Origin of the sequence: Streptococcus suis, from assembly GCF_002960425.1 — a bacterium.
Classification (GTDB): domain Bacteria; phylum Bacillota; class Bacilli; order Lactobacillales; family Streptococcaceae; genus Streptococcus; species Streptococcus suis_S.
Map to the genome: position 1 here is coordinate 14,575 of NZ_POIZ01000054.1, position 24,597 is coordinate 39,171.

At 41.8% G+C, this 24,597-nt stretch carries 20 protein-coding genes; 19 read left to right on the forward strand and 1 reads right to left on the reverse strand.

Annotated elements, in window-relative coordinates; translation table 11 throughout:
* The first annotated feature begins 31 nt into the window (after positions 1-31).
* Positions 32-3,679, forward strand: a complete 3,648-nt coding sequence (gene rpoC / locus C1G57_RS08205) for a DNA-directed RNA polymerase subunit beta' (RefSeq protein ID WP_105114498.1) — start codon at positions 32-34, stop codon at positions 3,677-3,679.
* Between the two features lie 150 nt (positions 3,680-3,829).
* Entirely contained in the window at positions 3,830-4,207 is a 378-nt protein-coding gene (locus C1G57_RS08210) for a DUF1033 family protein (protein WP_105114499.1), read from the forward strand.
* 18 nt (positions 4,208-4,225) lie between these two features.
* Here C1G57_RS08210 and C1G57_RS08215 read toward each other — a convergent pair whose 3' ends face one another.
* On the reverse strand, positions 4,226-5,176 hold the full coding sequence (locus tag C1G57_RS08215) for a S66 family peptidase (RefSeq protein ID WP_105114500.1): 951 nt from the start codon (positions 5,174-5,176) through the stop codon (positions 4,226-4,228).
* Between the two features lie 85 nt (positions 5,177-5,261).
* On the opposite strand from C1G57_RS08215, the gene comGA reads away from it, so the two are divergent.
* From comGA to C1G57_RS08300, 17 genes are all read left to right on the forward strand, one after another.
* On the forward strand, positions 5,262-6,212 hold the full coding sequence (comGA, locus tag C1G57_RS08220; RefSeq protein WP_105114501.1) for a competence type IV pilus ATPase ComGA: 951 nt from the start codon (positions 5,262-5,264) through the stop codon (positions 6,210-6,212).
* Positions 6,124-7,161 (forward strand): competence type IV pilus assembly protein ComGB, encoded by a 1,038-nt coding sequence (comGB, locus tag C1G57_RS08225; protein ID WP_269088090.1) that lies wholly within the window; start codon positions 6,124-6,126, stop codon positions 7,159-7,161. The genes comGA and comGB overlap by 89 nt, the downstream gene beginning before the upstream one ends.
* A 1-nt stretch (position 7,162) precedes the next feature.
* The gene (gene comGC / locus C1G57_RS08230) at positions 7,163-7,444 is read left to right on the forward strand and encodes a competence type IV pilus major pilin ComGC (protein WP_105114502.1); all 282 of its coding nucleotides are present in this window, start codon (positions 7,163-7,165) and stop codon (positions 7,442-7,444) included.
* A complete protein-coding gene (comGD, locus tag C1G57_RS08235; RefSeq protein WP_105114503.1) occupies positions 7,425-7,832 on the forward strand; it encodes a competence type IV pilus minor pilin ComGD in 408 nt (135 codons plus the stop codon). The genes comGC and comGD overlap by 20 nt, the downstream gene beginning before the upstream one ends.
* Positions 7,804-8,097, forward strand: coding sequence for a competence type IV pilus minor pilin ComGE (gene comGE / locus C1G57_RS08240; protein WP_105114504.1), 294 nt, complete (start codon positions 7,804-7,806; stop codon positions 8,095-8,097). The genes comGD and comGE overlap by 29 nt, the downstream gene beginning before the upstream one ends.
* Positions 8,084-8,518 carry a competence type IV pilus minor pilin ComGF gene (gene comGF / locus C1G57_RS08245; RefSeq protein ID WP_105114505.1) on the forward strand — a complete coding sequence of 145 codons (435 nt, stop codon included), beginning with the start codon at positions 8,084-8,086 and terminating at the stop codon, positions 8,516-8,518. The genes comGE and comGF overlap by 14 nt, the downstream gene beginning before the upstream one ends.
* Positions 8,496-8,966 carry a competence type IV pilus minor pilin ComGG gene (comGG, locus tag C1G57_RS08250; RefSeq protein WP_105114506.1) on the forward strand — a complete coding sequence of 157 codons (471 nt, stop codon included), beginning with the start codon at positions 8,496-8,498 and terminating at the stop codon, positions 8,964-8,966. The genes comGF and comGG overlap by 23 nt, the downstream gene beginning before the upstream one ends.
* Before the next feature lie 240 nt (positions 8,967-9,206).
* On the forward strand, positions 9,207-11,288 hold the full coding sequence (gene atlA, locus C1G57_RS08255) for an autolysin AtlA (protein ID WP_105114507.1): 2,082 nt from the start codon (positions 9,207-9,209) through the stop codon (positions 11,286-11,288).
* 257 nt (positions 11,289-11,545) lie between these two features.
* Positions 11,546-12,349 carry an ABC transporter permease gene (locus C1G57_RS08260; RefSeq protein WP_105114508.1) on the forward strand — a complete coding sequence of 268 codons (804 nt, stop codon included), beginning with the start codon at positions 11,546-11,548 and terminating at the stop codon, positions 12,347-12,349.
* Positions 12,349-13,587 (forward strand): ABC transporter ATP-binding protein, encoded by a 1,239-nt coding sequence (locus C1G57_RS08265; protein ID WP_105114509.1) that lies wholly within the window; start codon positions 12,349-12,351, stop codon positions 13,585-13,587. The genes C1G57_RS08260 and C1G57_RS08265 overlap by 1 nt, the downstream gene beginning before the upstream one ends.
* Positions 13,588-13,598: 11 nt before the next feature.
* Entirely contained in the window at positions 13,599-15,008 is a 1,410-nt protein-coding gene (locus C1G57_RS08270; protein ID WP_105114510.1) for a glycosyltransferase family 2 protein, read from the forward strand.
* On the forward strand, positions 15,005-16,747 hold the full coding sequence (locus C1G57_RS08275; RefSeq protein ID WP_105114511.1) for a rhamnan synthesis F family protein: 1,743 nt from the start codon (positions 15,005-15,007) through the stop codon (positions 16,745-16,747). Before C1G57_RS08270 ends, C1G57_RS08275 begins: the two co-directional genes overlap by 4 nt.
* A 51-nt stretch (positions 16,748-16,798) precedes the next feature.
* Positions 16,799-18,565, forward strand: a complete 1,767-nt coding sequence (locus tag C1G57_RS08280) for a hypothetical protein (protein ID WP_153045616.1) — start codon at positions 16,799-16,801, stop codon at positions 18,563-18,565.
* A 133-nt stretch (positions 18,566-18,698) separates the two neighbouring features.
* A complete protein-coding gene (locus tag C1G57_RS08285) occupies positions 18,699-20,303 on the forward strand; it encodes an LTA synthase family protein (protein WP_238595259.1) in 1,605 nt (534 codons plus the stop codon).
* A gap of 73 nt (positions 20,304-20,376) precedes the next feature.
* Positions 20,377-21,681 carry a hypothetical protein gene (locus C1G57_RS08290; protein WP_105114514.1) on the forward strand — a complete coding sequence of 435 codons (1,305 nt, stop codon included), beginning with the start codon at positions 20,377-20,379 and terminating at the stop codon, positions 21,679-21,681.
* 235 nt (positions 21,682-21,916) lie between these two features.
* On the forward strand, positions 21,917-22,882 hold the full coding sequence (locus C1G57_RS08295) for an Rpn family recombination-promoting nuclease/putative transposase (RefSeq protein ID WP_105114515.1): 966 nt from the start codon (positions 21,917-21,919) through the stop codon (positions 22,880-22,882).
* Between the two features lie 304 nt (positions 22,883-23,186).
* On the forward strand, positions 23,187-24,449 hold the full coding sequence (locus C1G57_RS08300; RefSeq protein WP_105114516.1) for a hypothetical protein: 1,263 nt from the start codon (positions 23,187-23,189) through the stop codon (positions 24,447-24,449).
* Positions 24,450-24,597: the final 148 nt, after the last annotated feature.

Below are 24,597 nucleotides of genomic sequence, written 5' to 3' on the forward strand. Positions count from 1 at the left end.
AGCCTCTCACAAGAAAAGAAAGGGATTATTAGTGGTTGACGTAAATCGATTTAAAAGTATGCAAATCACGTTAGCTTCACCAAGTAAGGTTCGTTCATGGTCTTACGGTGAGGTTAAAAAACCTGAAACAATCAACTATCGTACACTCAAGCCAGAACGTGATGGACTTTTTGATGAAGTCATCTTCGGTCCAACAAAAGACTGGGAGTGTTCATGTGGTAAATACAAGCGTATCCGTTATAAAGGGATTACTTGTGACCGCTGTGGTGTGGAAGTGACTCGTGCAAAAGTACGTCGTGAGCGTATGGGACACATTGAGTTGAAAGCACCAATTTCACACATTTGGTATTTCAAAGGAATTCCAAGTCGTATGGGCTTGACCTTGGATATGAGCCCACGTGCCTTGGAAGAAGTTATCTACTTCGCAGCTTACGTGGTCATCGATCCAAAAGATACACCGCTTGAGCACAAGTCAATCATGACTGAGCGCGAATATCGTGAGCGTTTGCGTGAATATGGTTATGGTTCATTCGTTGCCAAAATGGGTGCAGAAGCCATCCAAGACCTCTTGAAACAGGTTGATCTTCCAAAAGAAATCGCAGCCTTGAAAGAAGAGTTAAAAACTGCTACTGGACAAAAACGCATTAAAGCAGTTCGTCGTTTGGATGTACTGGATGCCTTCTACAAATCTGGTAACAAGCCTGAGTGGATGATCCTCAACATCCTTCCAGTTATTCCACCAGATTTGCGTCCGATGGTTCAGTTGGATGGTGGTCGTTTTGCTGCATCTGACTTGAACGAACTCTACCGCCGTGTTATCAACCGTAACAACCGTTTGGCTCGTCTTTTGGAACTCAATGCTCCAGGAATTATCGTACAAAACGAAAAACGGATGCTCCAAGAAGCTGTGGATGCTTTGATTGACAACGGTCGCCGTGGTCGTCCAATTACAGGACCAGGTAGCCGTCCACTTAAATCACTCAGCCACATGCTGAAAGGTAAGCAAGGACGTTTCCGTCAGAACTTGCTTGGTAAGCGTGTTGACTTCTCAGGACGTTCCGTTATCGCTGTTGGTCCAACTCTTAAAATGTACCAATGTGGTGTGCCACGCGAAATGGCAATCGAGCTCTTCAAACCGTTTGTCATGCGCGAAATCGTTGCCCGTGATATTGCTGGTAACGTAAAAGCAGCTAAACGTTTGATTGAACGTGGAGATGACCGTATTTGGGATATCTTGGAAGAAGTGATCAAAGAACACCCAGTTCTTTTGAACCGCGCACCGACCCTTCACCGTTTGGGTATTCAGGCTTTTGAGCCAGTTCTGATCGACGGTAAAGCCCTTCGCTTGCACCCGCTTGTCTGTGAAGCCTACAACGCCGACTTTGACGGTGACCAGATGGCGATTCACGTTCCATTGTCAGAAGAAGCACAAGCAGAAGCACGTATCCTTATGCTTGCGGCAGAACACATCCTTAACCCTAAAGATGGTAAACCAGTCGTAACACCATCTCAGGATATGGTTTTGGGGAACTACTACTTGACCATGGAAGATGCTGGTCGTGAAGGTGAAGGTATGGTCTTCAAGGATGCGGATGAAGCTGTTATGGCTTACCGCAACGGCTATGTTCACTTGCATACCCGTGTTGGTATCGCAACAGATAGCCTAGACAAACCTTGGAAAGACAATCAAAAACACAAGGTCATGATGACAACTGTAGGTAAAATCTTCTTCAACGCGATTATGCCTGAAGGTCTTCCGTACTTGCAAGAGCCAAACAATGCCAACTTGACAGAAGGAACTCCTGATAAATACTTCTTGGAACCAGGTTCAGATATCAAGGCTGCCATCGCAGAATTGCCAATCAACCCACCATTCAAGAAGAAAAATCTTGGTAACATCATCGCTGAAATCTTCAAGCGTTTCCGTACAACTGAAACATCAGCCCTGCTTGACCGTTTGAAAGACTTAGGTTACTATCACTCAACACTCGCTGGTTTGACAGTGGGTGTTGCCGATATTCCAGTCATTGACAACAAGGCTGAAATCATTGAAGAATCTCACGAACGTGTGGAACAAATCAAGAAACAATTCCGTCGTGGTATGATTACGGATGATGAGCGTTACACAGCAGTTACGGATGAATGGCGTTCAGCTAAGGAAAAATTGGAAAAACGCCTAGTTGAAAAACAAGATCCGAAGAACCCAATCGTTATGATGATGGACTCTGGTGCCCGTGGTAACATTTCCAACTTCTCCCAGTTGGCCGGTATGCGTGGTCTGATGTCAGCTCCGAACGGACGTATCATGGAATTGCCGATCTTGTCTAACTTCCGTGAAGGTCTTTCTGTACTCGAGATGTTCTTCTCCACTCACGGTGCCCGTAAGGGTATGACGGATACGGCCTTGAAGACAGCCGACTCAGGTTACTTGACTCGTCGTTTGGTTGACGTTGCCCAAGACGTTATTATCCGTGAAGACGACTGTGGAACAGACCGTGGTCTTGACATCCGTTCTATCACAGATGGCAAGGAAATGATTGAGCCACTTGAAGAGCGTTTGCAAGGTCGTTACACTAAGAAAACTGTTAAACATCCTGAAACGGGTGCCATTATTATTGGTCCAAACCAATTGATTACCGAAGATATTGCTCGTGAAATTGTCAATGCTGGTGTTGAACAAGTGACTATCCGTAGCGTATTTACATGTAATACTCGCCACGGTGTCTGCCGTCACTGTTATGGTATCAACTTGGCGACAGGTGATGCGGTTGAAGTGGGTGAAGCAGTTGGTACCATCGCTGCCCAATCTATCGGTGAGCCTGGTACACAGCTTACAATGCGTACCTTCCACACGGGTGGTGTAGCCTCAAACAGCGATATCACGCAGGGTCTTCCTCGTGTCCAAGAGATCTTTGAAGCTCGCAATCCGAAAGGGGAAGCGGTTATCACTGAGGTCAAAGGGGAAGTTATCGCTATTGAAGAAGATGCTTCTACTCGTACCAAGAAGGTCTTTGTTAAAGGTAAAACTGGCGAAGGCGAATATGTGGTGCCATTTACAGCTCGTATGAAGGTTGAAGTTGGTGACCAAGTTGCGCGTGGTGCAGCCCTTACTGAAGGTTCAATCCAACCAAAACGCTTGCTCGAAGTCCGTGATGTCTTGGCGGTTGAAACTTACCTTCTTTCTGAAGTTCAAAAAGTTTACCGTAGCCAGGGTGTAGAAATCGGAGACAAGCACATCGAGGTAATGGTTCGCCAAATGCTTCGTAAAGTTCGTGTCATGGATCCAGGTGACACAGATCTTCTCATGGGTACCCTCATGGATATCACCGACTTTACAGATGCCAATGCTGAAGTGGTGATTGCTGGTGGTATCCCAGCAACTGCACGTCCAGTTCTTATGGGTATTACCAAAGCTTCCCTTGAAACCAACTCATTCTTGTCTGCCGCATCCTTCCAGGAAACAACTCGTGTCCTTACAGATGCAGCCATCCGTGGTAAACGTGACAACCTTCTCGGTCTCAAAGAGAATGTTATTATTGGTAAGATTATCCCAGCAGGTACAGGTATGGCCCGCTACCGTAATCTTGAACCACAAGCAGTCAATGAAGTTGAAATCATTGAAGACACAGTAGCTGAAGAACTTGCAGCAGAAGCAGAACTTGAAGCTGTAACTGAATAAGATTTGAGACACATCTCTTTCTGAGGGATGTGTTTTTCTAATTATTCGGAAATAAAACGCATACATAACTTGATAAGGAATTAACAAGCAGAATGTTTTCTTAAATCAGATGAATTCGGTATAATGTGTACGAAAAAGGAAGTATGTGTTATGTATCAAGTTATTAAAATGTATGGAGATTTTGAACCCTGGTGGTTTTTAGATGGTTGGGAAGAAGATATTGTCAGTAAGGATATTTTTACTCGTTATGAAGATGCCTATACTGCCTTTCAAAAAGAATGGGTGTGTTTGTCTGAGAGTTTTCCCATGAGAAAGACAAAAAATGGGACTTTGGCAGCTTTTTGGGATGAAAAAGACCTGCATTGGTGTGAGGAATGTGCTGAGTATGTGCAACGCTATCATTCGCTCATGCTAGTAGAAACCAAAGAAAACTCACCTGCTGGCTTTGTGAAGCCTCTTACGCCTCCACGTTTGCGTACATGCAGGCTTAAGCAAGATAAATGTGTGAGCCATGAAGAAAAGGATTGACCATTGCGTCAATCCTTTTTAGCTGAATCTGATAGAAAAGGTTTCGGTGTCGAGCTCCACTTGACCACCGATTGTAATGGTAAACAGAGGTTGGGTATGGGCAAAGTCCAAATCGTAGAGAACAGGGATGGTTTTGAGAATAGGGTGCTTGTCCAAAATCGCCAACAAAATCTCCTTGGTCATCTTGGTTTCTTTTGGAAAACGACCAAAGACAAGAGCCTGGGGATTTGGATAGGCTTGTAGAAGAGCTGTCAAATGACGAGCGATAATGAGATAATCGTCATCTTCCGCATCTTCTAAAAATAGAATATAGTTGTCTGGTCTGGGAGCAAACTCTGTCCCGGTCAGTAGATTGAGGGTTGAGATATTTCCGCCGATGGCAATACCAGAGGCCTGGCCTGGATTGTAGACTTTCCACTCAGTCGGGTAAAAGGTGCGAGGGGCGTCTGGTAGGTACCAGGCATCGCTAGACCATTCAGGACTCGGTATTAGGTCATAGGAGTCTTGTGTTACGGCTCTGAGCCAGGCTTCTGTTTGATACTGTTGCCCCAGATCCATTTTGAAGCTTGAATAAGCTGGACCCATGTAGGTTGGCATGTCTGTCCTAGCGTAGATAGCATTGAGCAGGGCAGTCGTATCCGAATAACCGCAGAAAATTTTCGGATGGCGGGCGATTAGGTCAAAATCCAGATAAGGTAGCAGTTCGTTACAGTTGAAACCGCCAATGGTTGTCAGAATGGCATCGACCGATTCATCCGCAAAGGCTGCTTCCAAGTCCGCAACACGACTGGCAATCGGAGCGGAGTAAAATAGATCGTTTTCAAAATAATGATCTGAGAAGGTGATCTTGAAGCCTAGGTCTTCCAATTTTTCCTTGGCGGCAAGATTGGCTTTAAAACCACCAATTCTTTCAATAGATGAAGAGGGACTGACTACGCGTATGTGGTCGCCTTTTTTTAATCTTTTCATAGGAACCTCCAAGCTTTTTTATTATTTTAACAAAAAAGTATGGAAAATCAAGTTTCCTTGCGAATAGATAGGGTGAGGAGGATTTATGATTCAAGAAAAAGCAAGAAAGATGATTGAAGAGGCGGTGGCAGGCAGGGTCAGTGACATCTATCTGGTTCCTCGTGGTCAAGCCTACCAAGTCTACCATCGGATCATGGACGAGCGAGAGTTTGTGCAAGACTTGGCTGAGGAGGAAGTAACAGCCATCATCAGCCATTTTAAGTTTTTAGCAGGATTAAATGTCGGTGAAAAACGCCGTAGTCAGCAGGGTTCCTGTGACTATGATTATGGGAGCGGAGAGATTTCGCTTCGCTTATCAACTGTCGGCGATTATCGTGGCAAGGAAAGTCTGGTCATCCGCCTGCTCTATGACAATGACAAGGAACTCAAGTTCTGGTTTGAGGCGGCCGAGCGGCTTGCAGAAGAAATTAAGGGACGAGGGCTCTACCTTTTTTCGGGTCCAGTCGGCTCTGGTAAGACCACGCTTATGTACCATCTTGCCAGGCTGAAATTCCCAGACAAGCAGATTTTGACCATCGAGGATCCTGTCGAAATCAAACAGGAGGACATGCTTCAACTTCAACTCAATGAAGCTATCGGAGCTACCTATGACAATCTGATCAAACTGTCCCTCCGCCATCGACCAGACTTGCTCATTATCGGTGAGATTCGGGATGCGGAAACCGCTCGAGCAGTCATTCGAGCCAGCCTAACGGGAGCTACCGTTTTCTCAACAGTTCATGCAAGGTCTATTTCAGGTGTCTATGCCCGTATGTTAGAACTAGGTGTAAGCCCTGAGGAGTTAAACAATGCCCTTCAAGGCATTGCCTATCAACGTTTGATTGGGGGAGGAGGTGTAGTAGATTTTGCAAAGGGAAATTACCAAAACCATTCCGCAGACCAGTGGAATGCGCAAATTGATCGCCTTTTTGCAGCAGGACATATCAGTCTTCGGCAGGCAGAAACAGAAAAAATTGCCCTTGGCTCACCAGCGTAAAGTCATTGAGCTTTTCAATAATCTTTTTGCCAGCGGTTTTCATCTGGGGGAGATTGTTGATTTCCTCAAACGCAGTCAGCTTCTGGCAGATCCCTATACCCAGGTCTTGTCAGACGGGCTGTTAGCAGGCAAACCTTTTTCGAGTTTGCTTTCGGATTTGCGGTTTTCAGATGCGGTGGTCACGCAGGTGGCTCTGGCAGAAGTTCATGGCAATACCAGCCTGAGTTTGAGCCATATCCAGTCCTATTTGGAAAATGTCAGCAAGGTTCGTAAAAAACTGATTGAGGTGGCGACCTACCCGATTATCTTGCTTGGTTTTCTGCTCTTGATTATGCTGGGCTTGAAAAACTATCTGTTGCCCCAGTTGGAGGAAGGCAATGCAGCGACGGTGCTGATTAATCATCTACCGACCATCTTTTTATCCCTCTGTGGACTTGGTTTGGTGGCGGTCTTAGCTGGTCTTGTTTGGTACAGGGAAAACAATAAAATCAAGGTCTTTTCCCGCTTAACAGCTCTGCCATTTTTCGGAAAACTCGTCCAAACCTATCTGACGGCCTATTACGCCAGGGAGTGGGGGAGTTTGATTGGGCAAGGCTTGGACCTGCCGCAGATTGTGGGCTTGATGCAGGAGCAGCAATCGCAGCTTTTTCGGGAAATTGGACAGGACCTGGAGGTGGCGCTCTCTAATGGTCGAAGTTTTGATGAACACATCAAGACCTACACCTTTTTCAAGCGGGAGCTGAGCTTGATTGTCGAGTATGGTCAGGTCAAGTCCAAGTTAGGGAGCGAGTTGACCGTTTACGCGGCAGAGTGTTGGGAGGAATTTTTCTCTCGGGTCAATAGAGCCATGCAGCTGATTCAACCGCTGGTTTTTCTCTTTGTGGCCCTAATGGTCGTTCTTATCTACGCAGCCATGTTGCTGCCGATTTATCAAAATATGGAGTTATAAAATGAAAAAATTAATGAAATTGAAAAATAAAGCTTTCACATTGGTGGAAATGTTAGTTGTACTTCTCATTGTTAGTGTACTTCTACTCTTATTTGTGCCTAATTTGAGCAAGCAAAAAGAAGCGATTAAGGAGTCAGGAGGGGCAGCTGTCGTCAAAGTTGTAGAAAGCCAGATGGAGCTCTATGAATTAGAGTATGATAAGGAAGCAACGGTGGCAGACTTACAGGCTGCTGGCTATATTACTGAAAAACAAGCAGAAGAGTATGCTAAGGCGAAAAAATAAGGCTTTTACTCTTCTGGAAAGCCTGCTGACCTTGTTTGTTGTCAGTTTTTTAGCAGTTTCCTTGTCAGGAACGGTGCAAACGGTCTTTCGGTCTGTTCAGGAAGAGATTTTTATCTGGGAGTTTGAAGCTATTTATAAAGACAGCCAGAAATTGGCAGCCAGTTCCCACCAAACAGTGAATCTTGCTATCGGTGGACAGGAAGTGACAAATGGTCATCAAACAGTACAGGTGCCTAAAAAAGTAGAAGTATTGGAAGAAAAGACCATCACATTTGAAGAAAATGGTGGAAATTCTTCTCTGACCAAGATTCGTTTTCGGATTAGTCAAAAAACAGTCACGTATCAATTATATATAGGGAGTGGTCGCTATAAGAAAACAGAAGAATAAGGCTTACATTTTGCTAGAAAGTCTGGTTGCCCTTGCGACCCTAGTGACCATTTGCAGCTTGATTTTATCAGCGGTAGATGCGGGTCGTAGACGGCAGGCTTGGGAATTGGAACAACAGGAAGTTCTCAACCTAGCACAGATGGCTGTTCAGACCGAGCAAGATGACCTAGCCTTAAACGGTGTTATAGTTCAGGTTCAACGAACAGCAGATAAGATGATTGTTTTCCACGAGGGAAAGGAGGTTCTATCGGTTGTTAAAAAGTAAAATTCCTGCTTTTACTCTCTTGGAATGCTTGCTAGCCTTAGTCATCCTTTCAGGTAGCCTTTTGGTCTTTGAAGGCTTGTCAAAACTGCTGGTCCAAGAAGCGCATTATCAAAAACAAACCATTCAAAAGGAGTGGCTGGTCTTTTCTAGCCAGTTGCGGTCGGAATGGGACCAATCGGACTTGGTCAAGGTTGAAAAGGACAAGGTCTATGTAGACAAGGATGGTCAGGCTTTGGCCTTTGGCAAGTCACGGTCGGATGATTTTCGGAAAACAAATGACAGGGGACAGGGCTACCAGCCCATGCTCTATCAGGTGGACAGCGCAGCTATTTCCCAAGAAAACCAGCTGGTGCGCATCGACTTTAGCTTTAAAAATGGGGAGGAGCGGACCTTTATCTATGCTTTTAAAGAAAAAAGTTAGGGCTGGCATCCTGCTCTATGCCCTCTTGATGCTGGCAGTTTTTAGTCTCTTGCTTCAGTTTTATCTCCACCGCCAAGAAGCTGAGAGTCGCTTGGTTCAGGTGGCAAGGCAAGAAGCGACGGCCTACATCATGGCTCAGATGGTCTTGGACCAGGTTGAAGAGGACTTGCAGGAGCGTCAAGCAGTTGCCAAGGAGGAGGTTAGCCAAACAGATGAAAAGGAAGAAAAGGAGGTTCAATCAACTAGAGAAAATCAAACGGATGAAAAACCAGCTCAAACAAGTTCTCAAAAAAAGGAGGAAAGTAAACCAATAGTGACCGAGGGAAGCGTCTTGTTTCGAGAGGGGCAGACTAGTTACTATGTCCAAAACCAGCAATTGTCAGTGTTGGTAATATTAAGGGACGGAAGAGAGTATCGCTATCAATTTGGAATGAAAAGCCGAGAGTGATTGGATAAAAAAGTCTATCGCACCTTGCTTTCTCGCAAAAATTAGAAAAAGGATATCCACAGCCTATCTATACTGTAAGTGGATGATGCGAGGTGTTTTACAACCGTACTTTATCGGTAATTTTCTATTACCGTTAAAAGTGCGGTTTATTTTTAGTAAGATGATTCCAGTGAAAAAGTATTTGAAAACACCTAAGGAAATATGTTATAATGACTTTGAGTTCATAATAGGAGATGACGAATGAGAAGCAAATATATGAAAAGTTTAAGTCTCGGAGCTACTTGCTTGCTAACGATGACTCTACCCGTTGCAGCAAACACTACTGAAACAAGTCAAAGTTCGGCTGTGTCGGAAACACAAGTTTCTACTACAGAGGCGACGAGTTCAGAAGTCTCAATTGTTGCAGAATCGAGTACAAGTTCCTCAACTCAGGCTCAGACTGAGACCAGCACAGTTGCAACAGAAGAACCGAGTATTTCATTCCGATCAGTGCCGGATACTGAAGAGGGTGCTGCAACTGAAGAAAGTTCAACAACAAGCAGTACAACCTCAACAACTGCAACTCAGCAAGAGGCAGCAACAGTTACACAAGCAGAAGCAACTGTTGAGCAAGCTTTGTATCGTCTCTATCAGCCGGATTTGCGTGTCCACCTGTATACGAAGGATGCTAATGAGTATGCTGTTCTAGCCGGTCGTGGTTGGCGACAAGAAGGGGAGGCTTGGAGATTTGTTTCAAATCAAGGAGAGCCGGTTTACCGTCTCTATCAGCCAGACTTACGTGTCCACCTGTATACGAAGGATGCCAATGAGTATGCTGTCCTAGCCGGTCGTGGTTGGCGACAAGAAGGAGAAGCCTTCCGTTCTTATGGCAATATCCCTGTCTATCGTCTTTATCAGCCGGACTTGCGTGTCCATCTGTATACGAAGGATGCCAATGAGTATGCTGTTCTAGCCGGTCGTGGTTGGAAACAGGAAGGGGTTGCCTTCTACGGATTAGGAAGTGCAGGTGGCTCAAACGCCTCAAACACACCAGCAGCTCCACAAGTTGAAAAGAAACCGACAGGAACTGTTAGTATCCAGAATAAGAACTCTCAAAATGGGACTTTTGATATCATTGTATCAAATGTTGATAGCCCTGTAGGTGTTAATGGCGTACTTGTTCCAGTATGGTCAGATGAAAATGGACAGGATGATTTGGTTTGGTATGAAGCAGTAAGACAGGCAGATGGACGCTATAAAGTATCTGTCCAAGCCAAGAATCATGGTTTTAGCACTGGAACCTACCAGATTCACTTATATCTTTTGCAAGCAGACGGTACAAAAGTTGGAGTCTCTCCTTCTACGACAACAACGGTAGAAATAACAGATACGGTACCAAAAGCCGCAGTTAGAATCGAAAATATCGACAGAACTTATGGTTTCTTCGATGTTCGGATAACAGATTTATATGTTCCAAAAGGCATTGAAGCAATTCAAGCAACTGTATGGTCAGATGTTAATGGCAAAAATGACCTTCAACAGTACACAGCTACAAAGCAAGCTGATGGAAGTTATACAGTACCAGTTCGGATCAGTAACCATAAATATGAGCAGGGAAATTACACTGTTTCTCTATCTATCACTAGTCAGGGTCAACAGCATACAGTTGCTCAAACAAGTGCAGCTATTAGCTATACAAAAACAGAGATTCCTAGATTTATCGATGTAAGTAGCCATAATGGGACCTTGTCGGTAGCTGACTACAAAACCTTGGCTGCCAATGGTATTTCAGGTGTTGTCGTTAAACTATCAGAAGCTGTAAGTTATTTAAATCCTTATGCAGAAGGGCAGGTAAAAAATGCCTTAGCTGCAGGTCTCAAGGTTTCTGTTTATCACTATTCGCACTTCACGAGCAAGGAAGAGGCTAAAGCAGAGGCACAATATTTCGTTGCTGCAGCTAAACGACTGGGCTTACCGACCCATACTCTAATGGTTAACGATATCGAAGAGCATGCCACTCGTAAGAATATCAATGAAAACATGAAGGCCTGGGAAGAAGAGATGCGTCGTTTAGGCTATTCAAATCTCATTCACTATACTGGAGCTAGTTGGCTTGATGATAATTCTCTTGGAGTGGTTGGTCCAATCCAAACAAGTCAGTTTGGAATGAGTAATTTCTGGGTTGCGCAATATCCATACTCTACTATGACCCCTGCACAAGCAATGTCTATGTCTCTACACGCACGGACAGCAGCATGGCAGTATACATCTAAGGCGGAATTGTTGCCAGGACGTTCCTTCTTTGATGTGAATTTGGATTATACAAATCGATTTACTAAGTAGGCAGAATTCCAGATTAGAAATATAGGGCTCCACAGTCTTTGTAATGAAGGTTTTCATTAGTAAGACTTGTGGAGTTTTTTGTATCTGATTCCTGTGCTTCCCGCTAGTGACAGTGTTATATTGCAAGCAGCGTTAATTAAGTGTATAATGTAGTGAGTTCGCTTTATAAAAAAACTTATTCTGTAGAGGGAATTGAGAAGCATTTTCCACAGAAGAATAGGATTTTACAGAACTGCTATAATCGAAAGGAAAAAGGTATGGATTTGTTTTCCACAAAAAATCGGATTCTATTAAAAGAATTGATAAAAACAGATTTTAAATTACGCTATCAAGGGTCGGTGATTGGCTATCTTTGGTCAATCTTAAAGCCATTGATGTTGTTTGCTATTATGTATGTCGTCTTCATTCACTTTCTAAGATTAGGTAGCGATGTTCCGCATTTTCCGGTTGCCTTATTGTTAGGGAATGTTATCTGGTCCTTCTTTTCAGAGGCCACCAATATGGGAATGGTTTCCATTGTGACACGCGGAGATTTATTGAGGAAGCTAAACTTTTCTAAGGAGATTATTGTGCTCTCTTCAGTATTTGGTGCGGCAATCAACTTCTCCATCAATTTACTGGTTGTATTGGTTTTTTCTCTATTTAATGGTGTACAGTTCACATGGACGGTTGTAATGGCTCTTCCTCTTTTTGTTGAGCTGTTTTTGTTGGCGACAGGGATTGCTTTGATACTTTCTACCCTCTTTGTTCGTTTCCGTGACTTAGCACAAATTTGGGAAGTGGTGATGCAGGCTGGGATGTATGCAACCCCAATTATCTACTCCCTATCATTTGTGATGGACCAAAGCGTATTGGCAGCTAAGTTGATGATGCTAAATCCGATGGCTCAAATTATTCAAGATATGCGTTACTTTGTCATCGATAAAGCGAATTTGCCTGTTTGGCAGGTCATTAACAATAAGATGATTGTGCTGATACCTTATCTCATCCCTCTAATCGTCTTTGCACTTGGAGTGACTGTGTTTGGAAAATATTCTAAGAAATTTGCGGAGATTCTCTAATGACAGAAAAAAATATTGCAGTAAAGGTTGACCATGTCAGTAAGTTTTTTAAATTGCCGACAGAAGCTAGTCAGAGTTTGCGTACAACCATGGTCAATCGTTTTAAAGGAATCAAAGGCTACAAAGAGCAACATGTATTGAAGGATATTTCTTTTGAGGTTGAAAAAGGAGACTTCTTTGGTATCTTAGGGCGGAATGGCTCAGGTAAGTCAACTCTTTTAAAAATTATTTCACAAATTTACGTTCCAGAACATGGGACGGTGACAGTAAATGGAAAATTGGTTTCTTTTATTGAACTCGGAGTCGGCTTCAATCCCGAACTAACAGGGCGTGAAAATGTCTATTTGAATGGAGCTCTTCTTGGTTTCTCTCGTGAAGAAATTGATGCTATGTATGATGACATTGTCGATTTTGCAGAGTTGCGCGAATTCATGAACCAAAAACTTAAAAACTATTCGAGTGGGATGCAGGTTCGTCTAGCGTTTTCTGTAGCCATCAAGGCGCAAGGAGATGTTCTTATCTTGGATGAAGTATTGGCAGTGGGAGATGAAGCCTTCCAAAGAAAATGCAATGACTATTTCCAAGAACGCAAGAAAAGCGGAAAGACAACTATTCTGGTTACCCATGACATGGGTGCCGTTAAGAAATATTGTAACAAGGCGGTCTTGATTGAACACGGCTTGGTAAAAGCTATTGGAAATCCAGAAAATGTAGCCAACCAATATAGTTTTGATAATACTGTAACAGCGCAACCAGAACCCTTAGCGGAAGGAGATGGCTTAGATTCTGAATCTACAGAAGTAAAAGAAATCCAATTGGTTGAAGATTTCAAGCTTGATTTGCTGAGTCCGAACCAGATTTCTCCGAAAGATACCATTCATTTTAGGATGGAGTATACTGTTTTGCAAGATATTGAGACCTATATGGCCCTATCTCTAACAGACATTGATCGCAATATTTGGATTTATAATGATAATTCAATGAACCAACTACAATCAGGGAAAGGCAAAAAAGTAGTACACTACTCTTGTTCATTGCCTAATGTTAATGATTTGAAACTTAAGTTGGAAGTCACGGTGCGTGATAAAGACGGTAAGATGCTGGCTTTTTCAGATGCGACGCAGACGCCGATTATCATGGTGAATCGAACAGATATTGCACCAGATGATGTTTCAGCTTTAGATTCAGCAAGTGGTCTCATTCAACGAAATGGTAACTGGACTTTTGAAAATAACTAGATAGAGGATGAATGATGGGACAACCAATAGTATCAATCATTTGCACGGTTTATAATAAGGCTCCGTGGTTAGAGAGGGTTATCGAAGGCTTTCTAGCACAAGAAACAAACTTTGAAGTTGAAATTATTCTTGTTGATGACTGTTCGACAGATTCGTCCAGAGATATCATTAGATCGTATCAAAACCAATATCCAGAAAAGATTCAAGCGCTTTTCAATGAAGAGAACCAGGGAATCTCACGGACATGGGTATCTGCCTGTCAGCATGCAAAGGGCAAATATATTGCTCGTTGTGATGGAGATGATTTTTGGTTAGACCCACATAAACTTCAAAAGCAGGTGGACTTACTAGAAGAACACCCAGAAGCCAAGTGGTCCAATACAGATTTTGATATTTATGATGAAAATGGACAGCTGGTATCAACGGCAGGCTTTACTAGTGGAAGTATCCCCTTAGCGGATACCTATGCAAAAATGTTGGCAACTCGTGGTTTTACCATGGCTTCGACTTGGCTTGTAGAGAGAGAATTGATGCTAGAGGTTAATCAGGAGCTAGATTTGACCACTGCTGACGATACCTTTAATTTACAGCTTGATTTATTTCAACGAACACAATTGTTGTTCTTGCCAGAAGTTACAGTTGCCTATACAATTAACCAAGGATCTGATTCGCGACCGGTAGACTTTGCAAAAATAGAGAATCGTTTCCAAACCTTGTTGGCGACCCAGAAATTCTATCTAGATAAATATCCATCTAGTCATTATCGAGAAATGCTTGATATTCTTTTAGAACGAAATAACACCTACGAAGTTATTTTGACCAAAAAAGAACGCGGTCTTGCGCAAGTTGGTATTCAAGAAATCACCATCTATTTTGACAAGGATGGTTCTGGGTTCTGTCAAGAAAATATTTTACGTTATCCTTTGTTGAAGCAGGATGAGATTCGATTTAGCTTGCCTGATAACTGCCAACGAGTGCGCATTGACTTGTCAGAGCAACCAAGTTTTTACCGAAATATCTCATTGGTTAGTCAAAAGGCTCGAACGACTCTTCTACCGGCTTACACCAATGGCGTATTGGTTGGAGACATGGTTTTGTTCCCACAGCAAGATCCGCAATTAATCTACGAAATCTCACCTGTCTATGGTACAGAATTTACACTAAATTATACTATCTGTGAATTGGATGATCTGCAGTCCCCAGACTATATTGCTAAGATTTTGGGAGAGCAGCTAGTTGAATTCCAGAAGAAAGCCGTAGAGGGTGAACGATTGGAGCGGCAGCTTCGTGAAAGTGAAGCCCTTATTAGCCGACAACAAAAAGAGATTGAAAATCTTACTATCTCATATCATTCAGTTGTTGGCTCACGACGTTGGATTATTCCAACAAAGATTATCAATTTTTTTAGGAGAAAAAAATGAAGCGTTTGCTTTTATATGTTCATTTTAATAAATATGGACAGCTCAGTTCCCATGTCCAATATCAATTAGAAGCCATGCGCCCACTCTTCTCAAAGGTTGTATTTATTAGTAATAGTCCGCTTTCAGAAGAGGACGAAGCTGTTCTCAGACAATCTTATTTGGTAGATGAAGTTATTCGTCGAGAGAATATTGGCTTTGATTTTGCGGCTTGGCGTGATGGGATGACAAACATAGGCTTTGAGGGACTAAAGTACTACGATTCACTAACCCTAATGAATGATACCTGTTTTGGGCCGCTGTGGGATATGTCAGAGCTTTATCACCGTTATGAAGAGGATGAAACGGTCGATTTTTGGGGAATGACCAATTTCCGAGAAACCAAACAGTTTCGTGAACATATCCAAAGCTATTACCTAACCTTTTCGAATAAGGTAGTTCAATCAACAGCCTTTCAAGAATTTTGGAAAAGTGTACAAAACTTTACAAATGTCCAGGATGTTATTGACCATTATGAAACACAAGTTACGACAAACCTACTTGAAGCAGGTTTTCGTTATCAGACGGTCTTTAATACAGTAGAAGAAGATACTGCAGGAATGCTGCATCCAGATTTTTCTTACTACAATCCGACAGCTATTTTGAAGCATCGGGTACCCTTTATTAAGGTTAAAACCATTGATGGGAACCAACATATAACGCCTTATATTTTAAAAGAGATTGCCGAAAAATCAGATTATCCAGTTGATTTAATTGTGTCACATATGTCCAAAATCAACTACCCTGATTTTAAGTACCTTTTGGCACAAAAATACCTAAAACCAGGTCAAGAGCCTTATTCTAACGACGGAAGAGTAGCTATTCATTTACATGTATTTTATGTAGACCTCTTGCAGGAATTTTTAACAGCTTTCGACTCCTTTAATTTTAGTTACGACTTGTTCATAACCACAGATCAAGAGAATAAGGTAGCTGAGATAGAGGCGATACTATCTGAAAATGGAAGCCAGGCTCAGATTTTTGTAACGGGAAATATTGGTCGCGATGTATTACCTATGTTGAAACTGAAGGAGCAATTGCAGACCTATACCTATGTTGGACATTTCCATACCAAAAAATCCAAAGAAGCAGACTTCTGGGCGGGAGAGTCTTGGCGGAAAGAGTTGATAGCTATGTTGGTAGAACCAGCAAATGATATTCTAGCCAATCTGGAACAACAGTCTGATTTAGGGCTAGTGATTGCAGATATCCCAACCTTTTTCCGTTTTAATAAAATAGTCGATGCCTATAATGAGAATAGGATCGCTCCAGCCATGAATGAGTTGTGGCAGAAAATGGGGATGCAGAAACAGATAGATTTTAATGCTCTTCATACTTTTGTGATGTCCTATGGAACATATGTATGGTTTAAATACGAGGCTCTACAGGCGCTCTTTGATTTGAACCTAACCGATGCAGATGTGCCAGCAGAGCCCCTGCCTCAAAATTCTATTTTACATGCCATCGAACGATTACTGGTCTACATTGCTTGGGATAAAAACTATGATTTCCGTATTGTGAAAAATCCCAATGACTTGACAGCTTTTATTGATAATAAATTGCTCAATGAACGAGCGGATGCTCTGCCTCACACCTATGTAAACTTTGATCACATCGGTGGGATTAGAGGTGCCTTAAAATATATTATCATTGGTCCATTAAGAGCTATTAAGTATATTATTCGACGTTTGATGACCAAATGATAGAGGAAATCAGTTTGCTGAGCAGGATAGTTAAGTGTAAAAAGGTAAGATATGATGAATCGAAACGAATCAAGGTGGGAAAAACTGAATATTTTTTATCAGCACCCTTACGTCACCCTATTTGTTTATGCACTGCTGATAACGCTCATTTCCTATATTTCCATCAATACAAACAGTCAAATCTATGATTATCCATTCCATATGGCCAGGATAGTAGGATTGGCGCAATCTATTGCAAATGGAGATGTGTTGCCGAATCTGAACTTTCTATTTACGCATGGCTCAGGTTATGCGGTTCCCATGTTTTATGGCAATGGTGTTCTCTACATTCCAGCCCTGGTTTATTTATTAACCAAGGTGGCTACACATGCTTTTGCAAGTTATGCCTTTATCATTATTTGGGCTACGGCTACCACATCTTATTTTTGTCTTTACAAGATGACTCAGCATAAATCCAAGTCACTCTTATTTGGTATGACGATGGCAGTAACCTTCCCTTATTTTGGTTTTGGTATGAGTGCGATTCCTCCTTTGATTGCTCCGCTTATCTATTGCATCTACAAGGTGATTTTTCAGGATAAACTCAATCCTATCCCCTTAGGCATCATTATTGCCCTGATGGTGCAGACTCATATCATCTCAACTCTAGTACTAGCCATTTCTTCCGTCATACTGGTCTTGCTATCGATAAACCGATTGACACTGAAGAAAATTCTCTCCTTCTGCTTGTCGGTTGTGATAGCGATTGGCCTTTCTATTGGTTTTGTTTTGCAATTTATAGAGCAAAGGCTATCGCAAACCTTCTTTGTGTCTTGGGGGTTACGTGATTACCCATTTAAGTCAAAAAACATCTTAGATGCAGGTAATCTTTTTGAGGAAATTGTGAACTATTATTTCCCACTGGCTCTAATCTTTCTAATAATAGGGTGGGTAGTCTATAAATCCTTACCCAAGATTGGTCGTCAGTTGCTGGTGACTTCGACAATTCTATTGGTTGCTACTTCAAACATTTTACCTTGGTACTCGGTATTCCGTTATACCTTTTTAACAGTCTTCCAGTATTCGAATAGACTATCTTACTTCATACCAGCTTTTGTAATTACGGCTCTCTTTCTAGCAGAGAAAAAACGATTATACAAAGTGATTGCAGTAGTACAGATAGGCTTTTATCTAGTGACAAATCCCTTGAGCTTTTTACCTAACTTTGCCAACTTCAAAGAAGAATACAATCTAACAGCGACAAATGCTGCTGTGATGAAACAGCAAAATGAAATGGCAGACAAGGCCTTTCAAAATCCCTTATTGACCACTTATTGGGCCTCAGGGAGCGAATACTTTAATTTAGATATTAACCATAAGCGTGTTCAGAATGGCACAATCAATCAGTTTATCTATGACACAAATCAGGTTAAGGTAGAGAACGTGCGACAAGGCTATAACCTTCTTATGTTTGATGTTCAGTTGAATCAAGAAGGAGAAAGTGTAGAGTTGACCTTGCCGAGGATTTGGTACAAGGGCTATGTTGCAGAATATTCAGCAGGGGCTAAGGGGACGCAGCCTAAAATAGCCTATGTCCCTTTAACAAGCGAAGAGCTCCAGGAATATAAGAAAAAATATAAACCTAATGTTACCCAAAAAGCATTAAATGAAGGGCGTGCAACGATAAGTGTGACGCACAGTGGAACGGTCTCTGTTTTTTATAAAAGAACCCTGATTCAGATACTTGGTTTTACCTTACAAAGTGCAGCCTGGTTACTATTGTTTTACCTATACTTGCACTTGACATTAACAAGGTTTGTGCGAGAAAATAGTGTCTGAATGATAAAGTGAAAATTTGCAAATGAGTATAAATTGTGATGAGGAAGGAATGAATAAATAATGTTCAAACATATCAATACTGCGCTAACCGATTGGAGAATAAATTGAAATGATAGCAACTTACAAACGATTGGTGAAAGAGTACGCTCTGTATGTCTTATTGAGTAAGTATCTTTTTGCTGTTCTTCTGTCGATAATGGGTTTTAAAAACCATACAGATTGGACCTATATTCTTGTCACCGTTTTAGAGGTTGTCAGCATTGCGACATTCAGCAACTTATTAATAAAAGAAAAAAAGCTTGCTGCCTACATCGTGAACTGCCTTCTTTTATTGATTGTCAATGTGCAGAATATTGTCCTGTTTTTTGGTGGAAGTTTCACTACTTTGGTGATGGTGACAAACCTTGAATCCTTAGAATCTTTGTCGGGGCATTTTGCTTCCATAGTGTTCGGAACGATTTGTATACTGATCTTCACATTTTTACCTATCACCTATGTTAAAACAAGAAAAATCAATTGGTCAACAGTCTTATCTAGCTCTCTCTTGCTAGAGTTGATCGTCACCTTAATGAGTGGAAACATCTATTCTCCTATTTTTGGAGTATACCAACTAGCAGCGGATTCCTACGAATACCAGCAGGATCTAGCTAAAATTGCCAATGCTCCTAATGTTACGGATTTTTTCTATAGAGGTAGTGTGCAGAATGCTCGTCCTAAACCAACTCATTTATCGGCAACTCCTAATGTGGTTCTGATTTTTGTAGAAGGTTTGTCACAAAATATTGTAGAAGATGAACGTGGTATTATGCCGAATCTGAAGAAGTTTCAGGAATCGGCCCTTTCCTTCGACAATTATTACAATCATACCTTTGCTACTTATCGAGGATTAATCGGTCAGTTGTACTCAGGATACCAATTAGATAATTATGAATCCAATACCTTGACTTCCTTGCAGGGAGTATTGGGAGATAAGGGGTATCAGACAACCTTTATCAATACCGAGCCGAACAATACTCAGTTCACATCTTATCTAGAGTCTTTCAATTTTGATAGTATTGTCAATGAGAACAACCTGGCGAAAGGGCCTAATGGGAGTTTAACAGACCAGGCGGCATTAGAACTTCTATACGACACGATAGAAGAACAGGTTTCTCAGAAGACTCCATTCTTAACAGCAATCTATACTTATGGTACACATATGACCTTTAATTCAGCTGATAAGAAGTTCGAAGATGGGAAAAACATACTTTTAAATCGGTTCTATAATTTTGATTATTATTTCAGTCAGTTTTTGGATAAATTTAATAGCAACCCAGCCTTTGATAATACGATATTGGTCTTTACAACAGACCATGCTACCTTTGCGGATAAGGATTTTATAGCAGCCTATCCGTCTTATAATCGTGAAAACCAAGATGTTGATAGAGTTCCGTTTATAGTCTATCATAAAGGAATTGGGGCAGAGAAAAAGGATGTTGAGGGGAGAAATTCTCTAGATCTTGTGCCGACTCTGTTGGATTATATGGATATTTCTGTTCCTAACTACTTCTTAGGGGAGTCGCTATTCTACTATAAAGAAAATAATAATTCCTACGATACTGTTTTCTTTGACAATACCTATCTGTTGAGTACAGATTTGGGTAATATCCAGCCCTTATCTGACACCAATGAGGAAACGGTTAAAGCCTTGTTACAAAAATATTTTGCAGCCAAACAACAAAAACCACAAATTCCATAATCATCGTATAAAAGGGGTATTGACAAACCCCTTTTTATATATTAAAATGGCGAAAAAAGCAAGGAGTTATCATATGAAAAAGACCCTGTCCGTCGGCGTAGTTACCGCTCTGTCAGCCCTATCTTTGTTTGCAGGTCAATCTGTTCAAGCAGATCAAACAATTTATCGTTTGTACAACAAGCAGAATGGAGAACACCTCTACACAACTGATAAAAATGAAAAAGATGTCTTGTATACCCAGCATGGTTGGGGCTATGAAGGCGAAGCATGGTATGCTCCAGATCCAGGCCAAGGTAGTCCTGTCTATCGCCTTTATAATGCTGGCTTGCAAAACCACTTATATACAACTGATACTAACGAAGTCAAGGTATTGACCAGCAAACATGGTTGGACACTTGATAACAACGGACAGCCGGTATTCTATTCTGGGGGAAGTGCGAAAATTTACCGTGTCTATAATCAAGCCTTGCGAGGGCTACATCATTGGACCACTGATGAAAATGAATATACGGTACTTCCAAGACATGGTTGGCAACAAGAAGGGGTTAAGTTATATGGAAATCGTGTGGGGGTCCCAATACAAACCCAGTATTACAATCAGCCTGCGCAACCGACCAACCCGACTCAATCGAGTGGTTCGACCCCAGTAACACCTCCGAAACAAGAGACTAGCCAGTTACCTTCATCTGTTCCATCAGGAGGTGCCACGATTGCAAATACAGAATCAAACCATACCATTGAAGCGGACGTGACCTTGACAGGCTCAGGTACTGGTTACCATGCAAAACTTGTTATGGCCGCACCAGATGCAGCAGTAAGTTTTGGTTTGCAATTTGATACTGCGGCAGTTGCACCATATACAGGCAAGACAGCCTTCTTGATTGAAAATATTGGAAGCAATAATGTAGGTGGACAGTCCTACCATAGAGCAAACTATCTTGCAAATCTCAACACTACCTACCGTTTGATGTTGACCTTGCAGAAAGATGGCAGCTATGTTGGATATGTAAATGGGACGGAGGTTGTCCGTGGTCAGAATGCAGTTTTGGCCAATCGTTCTGATATATACCTTCGAGTTGAAGGCGCAGCGCGTAAGACAGGCGATGCTGTAACAGCAAGTTTCAGTTCGATTAAACTGAAGCAAAATGGAACGTACAATGCTTCTAGAAGTTGGGCAGGAACTCCGCAGTTCAATATTTCAAATGGCATCACAACTACTTTAGATGGTGCACAGGTCGGTAATAGCCCTAGCGAAGCTCGTACAATTAGCAATACGGTTGTCTTTACAGGGACACTAACAGGCTTACCTCAACATGCCGATTGGGATACTGCTGGCTATTATGACAAGGTGTCAGGTCTTATCCAGTTTATCAATTAGCAGTCTGTATGAGAGATAGTCAATTGGATCTTGCCTTAAAAGTATCACATATTCCAAAGTCTCATTGATAGGCTTTGGAATTTTTTGAACCTGTACTTACAAGTGAAGTGCTGAACTACCAATACAGGTTCTTATATTCGTGGAAAAAAATACGCGGACATGCTATAATATTACTAGAAACTTCGAATAGATAGTATAGAGATGATTCTCAATTCTATTTATCGGAGGAAAACAATTGACAAGATTTCGACATAGCATTAACCCAATGGCAGATATTGCTGCTAAGAAGATTTTCAGCGACCATGAGATTACCATTGATTTTATTGAAACGTTTTTAGGTTTTCGTCCCAAAGCCGTCCAGATTTTGAATGGTACCCTTGCCGATGTCAAGAAAGAGCGGGAGGGCTACTTTAGCACAACGGTGGATATTCTAGCCAGACTGGACGACGGGACTCAGGTTATCATTGAAATCCAGGTGGTTCACCAGCACAGCTTTATCAAACGGCTCTGGACTTACTCTTGCCAACACTTGGTCAAGGACTTGCCAAATGTCAGGGACAAGGTCAAACGGACCCATGATATGTATGATAAGATTTCACCTATCTATTCTATCGCCTTAGTGGCCAGCCGGTATTTTGACGACAAGCATCCAATTCATTCCTTTGTCCTGACAGCCGAGGAAAACGGACAGGTCTTGGAATTACCTTTTGGAAAAGAAGGTCAGCTGAAAAAGCCATTTGAGATGGTCATTATTGAGTTGAACAAGTTGAGTGAGGGAAGTCTAGCTAAGAACCAGCGCTTATGGATGGAATTTTTTGCCAATCGAGAATTTAGTCAACAACAGACAGACGTCATCAGTAAAGCCGAGCATTTGCTGGATAGAAATACATGGACAGAGGAGGAGAAGAAGATGATTGATCAACTGGCCTACAGTGCGGCCAATCATTTTGGTGAGCTGGAAACTTCTTTCTTACTAGGTAGAAGTCGTGGTAAGGAAGAAGGTCTGCAACAAGGCTTGCAACAAGGCCTACAACAGGGTCTGCAACAAGGTCTACAACAAGGTCTTCAACAAGGTTTGTTAGATGGTCAACTCAAGATTGCCCAGCAGATGTTGGGTAAGAGTTTCGCAGATGATTTGATTATGGAATTGACGGGTCTCAGTCAGGAACAACTGGATGGTTTGAAATCAGGGGTAGAGTAGATGGATGTATACGCTTATGTTCCTACAAACTTAATATATAGAGGAAGTAGTCCTTGATAGGCTTGGCGATTCTAGAAGGAGAATTCCGAAGTCTTCGTCTTAAAACTTTTATAATCTTACTGCCAACAGTTTGGGGGTGAATAGAGTTGAGACACAAGTAGAGTACTCAATGTTCGGTTTTTCAGCTATTTCAAAAAAATTTTAAAAAAATCTTAAAAAAAACTTGACAAAATGTGTAAGGGTTAGTATAATGATGGTAACGTTCGGGTAGAACGAATATAAATATTTATAGGAGTTTTTTATCATGAAAAAAACACATATCACACTTGCTGCAGCAGCTGCAGCTGCTACATTTGTAGCTGTACCAGCTGTTAAAGCGGACGTTAATTCTAAGCTTGTAGTTGCTCGTGAAGTTGTAATCGACACTCGTAGCGAAGCTGTTAAATTGAACCAAGAATTGGCATCAGCTGTTCACTACTTGGACAACGGTCAAGCTAAACTTGGCGAAGCAATCGTTGCAAACGACAAGGCTCAAAAAGCACTTGAAGCACAAAAAATTAAAGCAGCGCAAGAAAACAAAGCAATCGACGATAACGCTGCTGCAACAATCCAACAATTCGTAGACGTAGTTACTGCTGCTAAAAATGCTGTAGCTGCTAAACAACAAGAAATTGATCTTGCTAACGGCGAAATTGCAGTAATTGATGCTGAAATCAAAAACTTGAACGCTCAAGCTGGTGTTGCTAACCCACATGAAACTGGCAATACTAACGTTTACAAAGCAGATTCTGCAGAAAAATTGAACCGCATCCATGAACTAGAAGCTGAGCGTGAAGTACACGTTGCTGCTGTTGCTGCTGCTACTGCTGAATTGCCAGAACTTAACAACACAGTTGCTGTAGCTGAAAAACAATTGGAACTTGAAAAAGCTCGTGTAGCTGTTGTTGTTGCAGAACTTAAGAAAACTGTAGCAGAAGAATTGGCTGCTGTTCAAGCTGCTGCTGATAAAGCTGCTTTGGATGTTAAAGAGTGGAACGAAGCAGTTGCAATCCTTAAAGCAGACGTAGAAGCTATCCGTGTTAAACTTATCAAGAACGGTTTGACTGAAGATCAATTGCGTGCTATCATCGAGCTTGCAGTTGCTGAAGCTAAATCTGAGAAGAAAGTATCTGCATCAGCAGTATACCGTCTCTACAACTCAGGTCTTAAAGTACACCTTTACACAACTGACTTCAACGAGTACAATGTTCTTAAAGAACGTGGTTGGACTCAAGAAGGTATCGCATTCAACTCTGCAACTGAAGGTACTCCTGTATACCGTCTTTACAATGCAGACCTTAAAGTACACCTTTACACAACTGACGCAAACGAGTACGCAGTACTTGGTGGCCGTGGTTGGAAACAAGAAGGTGTTGCCTTCAACTCAGTTAAAGAAGGTAAACCAGTATACCGTCTTTACAACGAAGGTCTTAAAAAACACCTTTACACAACTGACGCAAACGAGTACGCAGTACTTGCAACACGTGGTTGGAGACAAGAAGGCGTTGCTTTCAACTCAGCTAACTAATTTAGTTAAATCAGAGAAGGTTCATTTGACCTTCTCTTTTTTTGGCTCTTTGTCAACTGTAGTGGGTAGATGAAAAGCTAACACCTAGAGAGGACGAAATTCGTTCTCTCTTTCTTTATGTTCAAAGCAATCAAAATGCGTTTTTTAA

Excerpts from the sequence above, each read along its gene's own strand:
- C1G57_RS08260 (WP_105114508.1), top strand. The coding sequence starts at position 11,546 with ATGGATTTGTTTTCCACAAAAAATCGGATTCTATTAAAAGAATTGATA.
- C1G57_RS08280 (WP_153045616.1), top strand. The coding sequence starts at position 16,799 with ATGATGAATCGAAACGAATCAAGGTGGGAAAAACTGAATATTTTTTAT.
- comGG (WP_105114506.1), top strand. The coding sequence starts at position 8,496 with ATGCTTTTAAAGAAAAAAGTTAGGGCTGGCATCCTGCTCTATGCCCTC.
- C1G57_RS08300 (WP_105114516.1), top strand. The coding sequence starts at position 23,187 with ATGAAAAAAACACATATCACACTTGCTGCAGCAGCTGCAGCTGCTACA.
- C1G57_RS08265 (WP_105114509.1), top strand. The coding sequence starts at position 12,349 with ATGACAGAAAAAAATATTGCAGTAAAGGTTGACCATGTCAGTAAGTTT.
- C1G57_RS08215 (WP_105114500.1), bottom strand. The coding sequence starts at position 5,176 with ATGAAAAGATTAAAAAAAGGCGACCACATACGCGTAGTCAGTCCCTCT.
- C1G57_RS08210 (WP_105114499.1), top strand. The coding sequence starts at position 3,830 with ATGTATCAAGTTATTAAAATGTATGGAGATTTTGAACCCTGGTGGTTT.
- C1G57_RS08275 (WP_105114511.1), top strand. The coding sequence starts at position 15,005 with ATGAAGCGTTTGCTTTTATATGTTCATTTTAATAAATATGGACAGCTC.
- C1G57_RS08290 (WP_105114514.1), top strand. The coding sequence starts at position 20,377 with ATGAAAAAGACCCTGTCCGTCGGCGTAGTTACCGCTCTGTCAGCCCTA.
- comGB (WP_269088090.1), top strand. The coding sequence starts at position 6,124 with ATGCGCAAATTGATCGCCTTTTTGCAGCAGGACATATCAGTCTTCGGC.
- comGD (WP_105114503.1), top strand. The coding sequence starts at position 7,425 with ATGCTAAGGCGAAAAAATAAGGCTTTTACTCTTCTGGAAAGCCTGCTG.
- atlA (WP_105114507.1), top strand. The coding sequence starts at position 9,207 with ATGAGAAGCAAATATATGAAAAGTTTAAGTCTCGGAGCTACTTGCTTG.
- comGC (WP_105114502.1), top strand. The coding sequence starts at position 7,163 with ATGAAAAAATTAATGAAATTGAAAAATAAAGCTTTCACATTGGTGGAA.
- comGA (WP_105114501.1), top strand. The coding sequence starts at position 5,262 with ATGATTCAAGAAAAAGCAAGAAAGATGATTGAAGAGGCGGTGGCAGGC.
- C1G57_RS08270 (WP_105114510.1), top strand. The coding sequence starts at position 13,599 with ATGATGGGACAACCAATAGTATCAATCATTTGCACGGTTTATAATAAG.